General features: G+C 63.0%; 5 protein-coding genes. All 5 read left to right on the forward strand.

What is annotated here, in order from left to right; all coding sequences use genetic code 11:
• Position 1: 1 nt before the first annotated feature.
• Genes paaA through paaE form a run of 5 tightly spaced genes read left to right on the forward strand, consistent with a single transcriptional unit; the run spans position 2 to position 3,749 of the window.
• Positions 2-1,006 (forward strand): 1,2-phenylacetyl-CoA epoxidase subunit PaaA, encoded by a 1,005-nt coding sequence (paaA, locus tag QCE58_RS33855; protein WP_239295562.1) that lies wholly within the window; start codon positions 2-4, stop codon positions 1,004-1,006.
• A 17-nt stretch (positions 1,007-1,023) separates the two neighbouring features.
• The gene (gene paaB / locus QCE58_RS33860; protein WP_008349546.1) at positions 1,024-1,308 is read left to right on the forward strand and encodes a 1,2-phenylacetyl-CoA epoxidase subunit PaaB; all 285 of its coding nucleotides are present in this window, start codon (positions 1,024-1,026) and stop codon (positions 1,306-1,308) included.
• 11 nt (positions 1,309-1,319) lie between these two features.
• Positions 1,320-2,120 carry a 1,2-phenylacetyl-CoA epoxidase subunit PaaC gene (gene paaC / locus QCE58_RS33865; protein WP_008349547.1) on the forward strand — a complete coding sequence of 267 codons (801 nt, stop codon included), beginning with the start codon at positions 1,320-1,322 and terminating at the stop codon, positions 2,118-2,120.
• On the forward strand, positions 2,120-2,632 hold the full coding sequence (paaD, locus tag QCE58_RS33870; RefSeq protein ID WP_250481541.1) for a 1,2-phenylacetyl-CoA epoxidase subunit PaaD: 513 nt from the start codon (positions 2,120-2,122) through the stop codon (positions 2,630-2,632). Before paaC ends, paaD begins: the two co-directional genes overlap by 1 nt.
• Before the next feature lie 28 nt (positions 2,633-2,660).
• Positions 2,661-3,749, forward strand: coding sequence for a 1,2-phenylacetyl-CoA epoxidase subunit PaaE (gene paaE / locus QCE58_RS33875; protein ID WP_250481540.1), 1,089 nt, complete (start codon positions 2,661-2,663; stop codon positions 3,747-3,749).
• Positions 3,750-3,760 lie beyond the last annotated feature (11 nt).

Here is a 3,760-nt window from a genome sequence, read left to right on the forward strand (position 1 = left end):
CATGTACACGCAATCCCTCGACCTCCCCAGCGCGACGTCCGCAGCCGAAAGCCACGAAGCCGCAGCCTCCGCCGCCCAAACCCGCTTCGACGCGGTGATGCAGGCCGACGGCAAGATCGAGCCGCAGGACTGGATGCCCGAGGCGTATCGCAAGACGCTGGTGCGTCAGATCTCGCAGCACGCGCATTCGGAGATCATCGGGATGCAGCCCGAGGGCAACTGGATCAGCCGCGCGCCGAGCCTCAAACGCAAGGCGATTCTGCTCGCGAAGGTGCAGGACGAAGGCGGCCACGGTCTGTACCTCTACAGCGCGGCCGAAACACTGGGCGTCTCGCGCGATCAACTGGTCGCCGCGCTGCACGCAGGCAAGGCGAAATATTCGAGCATCTTCAACTATCCGACACCCACGTGGGCCGATGTCGGCGTGATCGGCTGGCTCGTCGATGGCGCCGCGATCATGAACCAGATTCCGCTGTGCCGCTGCACCTACGGGCCGTATGCCCGCGCGATGATCCGCATCTGCAAGGAGGAGTCGTTCCACCAACGCCAGGGCTTCGACGCGCTGCTCGCGATGATGAAAGGCACGCAAGCGCAGAAGGATCTCGTGCAGCAGGCGGTGAACCGCTGGTGGTGGCCGGTGCTGATGATGTTCGGCCCGAGCGACAAGGATTCGATCCACAGCGGCCAGTCGTTCGCGTGGGGCATCAAGCGCATCTCGAACGATGACCTGCGTCAGAAGTTCGTCGATGCGACCGTCGAGCAGGCGAAGATCCTCGGCGTCACATTGCCCGATCCCGATTTGAAGTGGAACGAAGCGCGGCAAGCGCACGACTACGGCGCGATCGACTGGGACGAGTTCTGGCGCGTGGTCAACGGCGACGGTCCGTGCAACAAGGAGCGCCTCGCCACGCGCGTGAAGGCGCACGATGACGGCGCGTGGGTTCGCGAAGCCGCACTGGCGTATGCCGAGAAGCAAAAAGCCCGCGCCCACCAACAAGCTGCATGAGCATGGAGACGATGAAGATGAACAAGGAATGGCCGATCTGGGAAGTGTTCGTGCGCAGCAAGCAGGGACTGGATCACAAGCATTGCGGCAGCCTGCACGCACCGGACGCGGGCGCGGCGTTGCGCATGGCGCGCGACGTGTACACGCGTCGTCAGGAAGGCGTGAGCATCTGGGTGGTGCCCTCGGCGGCGATCACGGCATCGGACCCGGCAGACAAGGCCGAGTTGTTCGAGCCCGCGGGCGACAAGATCTATCGGCATCCGACGTTCTTCGTGCTGCCCGACGAAATCAATCACATGTAAGGGCGCGCGACATGAGCCAGAAAGAACATCTCGCCTACGTGCTGCGTCTTGCCGACAACGCGCTGATTCTCGGACAGCGCAACGCGGAGTGGTGCAGTCACGGCCCGGCACTGGAAGAGGATATTGCGCTGGCGAACATCAGTCTGGATTTGATCGGTCAGGCGCGTTTGCTCTACACGCATGCTGCTTCGCTCGAAGCATCGCTCAACGGCAACAAAAAGACCGAAGACGATTACGCGTACTTCCGCACCGAGCGCGAGTTCGCCAACTACACGATCGCGGAGTTGCCGCACTTCGGCCCGCTCGCGGGCACGACGCGCACGGAGCGCGATTACGCGGTGACGATCGTGCGCAACTTCCTGTACTCGGCGTTGATGATGGAAGTGTGGAGCGCATTGCAATCATCGAACGATGCGCAACTCGCGGCGATCGCGGCGAAGTCGATCAAGGAGACGAGCTATCACCTGCATCACGCGCGCGACTGGCTGGTGCGTTTCGGCGATGGCACTGCGGAGTCGCATCGGCGTGCGCAGGCTGCGCTCGATTATCTGATGCCGTACACGCGCGAGTTCTTCGCGACCGATGCAATCGAACAGGCCGTCGCCGATGCGGGCATCGCGCCGCTGGCGAGCGAGTTCGAAGCGGCGTGGCGCGAGCAGGTTGCATCGGCGCTCGATGAAGCGACGCTCAAAGTGCCCGTAGAAGTGCAGCACGTCACGACGGGCAAGCAAGGCGAGCACTCGGAGCACATGGGTTATCTGCTGGCGGAGATGCAGAGCCTGGCGCGTCAGCATCCGGGCGCGAGCTGGTAATGCAGGCCATGCAAACCACGATCGAACGCGCGTGGCACGTGCTCGAGTCGGTGCCCGATCCGGAGATTCCGGTGGTATCGATTCGCGAGCTGGGCATCTTGCGCGATGTGCGTCACGGCGACGATGGCGTGCTCGAAGTGGTGATCACGCCGACGTACTCGGGCTGTCCTGCGATGTCGCAGATTGCTGAGGACATCGCGAAAGCGATCGATGATGCGCAACTCGGCGCGCATCGCATCGAGACGGTGCTGGCGCCTGCGTGGACGACCGACTGGATCACCGATGGCGCGCGCGAGAAGCTGCGCCGCTACGGCATCGCGCCGCCGACGGGCGCATGCGGCAGCGCAGAGAAGCCGATCCGCTTCGTGGCGCGCAAGCCCGCGACGATCGCGTGCCCGCGCTGCGGCTCGACGCACACGGAGAAGCTGGCGCAATTCGGCTCGACGGCGTGCAAGGCGTTGTATCGATGCATCGATTGCCGCGAGCCGTTCGATTACTTCAAGCCGTACTGAACCTCACTGACAAGCGAGCCGAGAAAACATGGCGACTCCGCAATTTCATCCGCTGCGCATTCGCGACGTGCGCCCCGAAACCGCCGACGCGCTCACCGTTTCATTCGATGTGCCGCCCGCATTGCGCGATGCGTTTCGCTTCACGCAGGGCCAGTTCGTGACGCTCAAGACGCATATCGATGGCGAGGAGACGCGCCGCTCGTATTCGATCTGCGTGGGCGTGACCGACTACGATCGCGATGGCGAATTGCGCATCGGCATCAAGCGCGTGCGCGGCGGGCGCTTCTCGAACTTCGCGTTCGAGACCTTGAAGCCCGGCCATGAGATCGAGGTGATGACGCCCGACGGACGCTTCTTCACGCATCTGAACGCGGATCACGCGAAGCATTACGTGGCGTTCTCGGGCGGCTCGGGCATCACGCCGGTGCTGGCGATCATCAAGACGACGCTGGACATGGAGCCGACGAGCCGCTTCACGCTGGTGTACGGCAATCGCAGTGTCGACGCGATCATGTTTGCCGAAGAACTCGAGGATCTGAAGAACCGGTATATGGACCGGTTCTCGCTGTATCACGTGCTGTCCGATGATTTGCAGGATGTCGAGTTGTTCAACGGCGTGCTGGATCAACAGAAGTGCAAGGCGTTTCTTTCGACGCTGCTCTCGCCTGAAGAGATCGATGAAGCGTTCATCTGCGGCCCCGGCCCGATGATGGATGCCGCTGAAGCGGCGCTGAAAGAAGCGGGCGTGCCGCCGAAGCAGATTCATGTGGAGCGCTTCGGCACGCCGTTGCCGCAGGCGGGTGCGCCGACGATCGAGATTACGGAGAGCACGCCGGCGGCGGATCTGGAACTGGTCATCGATGGCAAGAAGCGCAAGCTGCGTCTGCCGTATGAAGGCGTGAGCGTGCTCGATGTCGGTCTGAAGGCAGGGCTCGCGTTGCCGTACGCGTGCAAGGGCGGGGTGTGCTGCACGTGCCGCGCGAAAGTGCTCGAAGGCGAAGTGAAGATGGACAAGAACTACACGCTCGAACAACACGAGATCGATGAGGGTTTCGTGCTGACCTGCCAGTGCCATCCGGTGAGCGAGCGCGTGGTTGTGAGCTTCGACGAGCGGTAAGCGACGTCCCG

The sequence above is a fragment of the Caballeronia sp. LZ028 genome, from assembly GCF_031451415.1.
In the GTDB taxonomy this organism is placed as follows: domain Bacteria; phylum Pseudomonadota; class Gammaproteobacteria; order Burkholderiales; family Burkholderiaceae; genus Caballeronia; species Caballeronia zhejiangensis.